Genomic DNA, 2,301 nt, shown 5'->3' on the forward strand with positions numbered 1-2,301 from the left:
AGGACGTTCCAGACGAAGATCGACATCCGGAAGACGGTCATGCCGGGCGCCCGCACCCGGCACCCGCCGCGACCGCCGCCGGCTGCGCCGCCGCGCCCGCCGCGACCACCGCCGCAGCCTCCCCCGCTGGCGCCGCACCGTCCCCACCTGGCGGACCTCGCTGACCCTGCTCGGCGGCGGACTGCTGCTCTCCACCGGGGCCTTCGCCGCGCTCTACCTGGCCGTGCCCGTCCCCGACCCCAACGCGCACGCCCTCGCCCAGAGCAACGTGTACTACTACGCCGACGGCACCACCGAGATCGCCCGCACCGGCGCCGTCAACCGCGAGGACGTCTCCCTGGACCAGGTCCCCGTGCACGTCCGCGACGCCGTCGTCTCCGCCGAGGACCGCACCTTCTTCCGCAACCGCGGCATCGACCTCAAGGGCATGGTCCGCGCCGCCTGGCAGAACGTCAGCCACCTCGGCCAGGGCGGCCGCGCCTTCCAGGGCGGCTCCACCATCACCCAGCAGTACGTCAAGAACTACTACCTGACGCAGGAACAGACCCTCAGCCGCAAGGCCCGCGAACTCTTCATCTCGCTCAAGGTCGACCGCCAGGACAGCAAGGACGAGATCCTCGCCGGCTACCTCAACACCAGCTACTTCGGCCGCAGCGCCTACGGCATCCAGACCGCCGCCCGCGCCTACTTCGGCACCGACGCCGCCCACCTCGACCTCGCCCAGGGCGCCTACCTCGCCGCCCTGCTGCAGGCCCCCAGCGCCTACGACGTGAAGACCGCCTCCCCCGCCAACCGCGAGAAGGCCGTCGCCCGCTGGAACTACGTCCTCGACGGCATGGTCTCGCTCGGCCTCCTCGACCAGGCCACCCGCGCCGCGACCACCTTCCCCGAGGTCCTCGAACCGCAGCCCGCGGGCGGCCTCGAAGGGCAGGCCGGCTACCTCGTCGACATCGCCGACGACTGGCTCACCCAGACCGGCGTCCTCGACACCGCCACCCTCAAGGCCGGCGGCTGGCGGATCACCACCACCTTCGACAAGAACCGCCAGGACGCCTTCGTCAACGCCGTCAAGCAGGAACTCACCGCCGAACTCGACCCCGCCAAGCGCCCCCGCACCGACACCGACGTCCGCGTCGCCGGCGCCTCCGTCGAACCCGGCACCGGCCGCATCGTCGCCGCCTACGGCGGCCCCGACTACGCCGTCCAGCCCTACAACGACGCCCTCCGCCAGGACAACCAGGTCGGCTCCACCTTCAAGCCCATCGACCTCGCCGCCGCCCTGGAGGGCGACCGCACCACCCAGGACGGCAAACCCATCACCACCCAGACCCCGTACGACGGCACCAGCGGCCGGCTCGTCGTCGGCGGCCCCACCCCCTACGCCCCGCCCAACGAGGACAACGAGAACCACGGCCAGATCACCCTGCGCGAAGCCATGATGCGCTCGGTCAACTCCGTCTACGCCCAGCTCGGCATCGACGCCGGACTCGACAACGTCCGCCGCACCGCGATCCGCCTCGGCCTGCCCGACAGCCTCCAGGGCATGGACCCCGACCACAGCTCGATGACGCTCGGCACCGCCACCCCCAGCGCCCTCGACCTCGCCGCCGTCTACGCCGCCCTCGCCAACCACGGCCAGGCCTTCCGCCCCTGGGCCGTCACCGCCCTGGAACGCCCCGGCACCGGCGACCGGCCCGCGCTGCCCGCCCACGACGCCACCACCGCCGTCAGCCGCACCAGCGCCGACGCCGTCACCGACGTCCTGCGCGACACCGTCGGCCCGCGCGGCACCGGCGCCACCGCCCAGGCCCTCGGCCGGCCCGCCGCCGGCAAGACCGGCACCACCGACGACAACCGCTCCGCCTGGTTCGCCGGCTACACCCCCGAACTCGCCACGGTGGTCGGCCTGTTCCGCGAGGACAAGAAGACCCACGCCAAGGAGTCGCTGGCCGGCACCGCCGGCTACGAGCGGGTCAACGGCGGCACCTTCCCCGCCCGGATCTGGACCTCCTACATGGACGCCGCGCTCGGCGGCAGCCCGGTCGGCCAGTTCGACCTGCAACCCGGCCCCGGCAACACCGAACCGCCCACGCCCAGCCCCCAGCCCCCCGCCGCGCCCAAGCCCAAGCCCAAGCCGAAGCCGCAACCGAAGCCCAAGCCCAAGCCCAAGGCGCCCGCCGTCAAGCGCCCAGCGGCCGCCCGGCCCGCCGCGGCACCCGCACCCGCCCCGGGCCCGCCACCCGTGCCCCGGCCCTGAGCCGCACCCCGCCCGGCACCGCGACGCCCCGGACCGCACACGCG

General features: G+C 74.0%; 1 protein-coding gene. It reads left to right on the forward strand.

Features of this window, described 5'->3' with window-relative positions; all coding sequences use genetic code 11:
- The coding region (locus ABZ641_RS33665; protein WP_359988073.1) for a transglycosylase domain-containing protein at positions 1-2,257 on the forward strand (2,257 nt) is incomplete at its 5' end.
- Positions 2,258-2,301 lie beyond the last annotated feature (44 nt).

It is taken from the genome of Kitasatospora sp. NPDC007106, from assembly GCF_040634455.1.
Taxonomy (GTDB): domain Bacteria; phylum Actinomycetota; class Actinomycetes; order Streptomycetales; family Streptomycetaceae; genus Kitasatospora; species Kitasatospora arboriphila.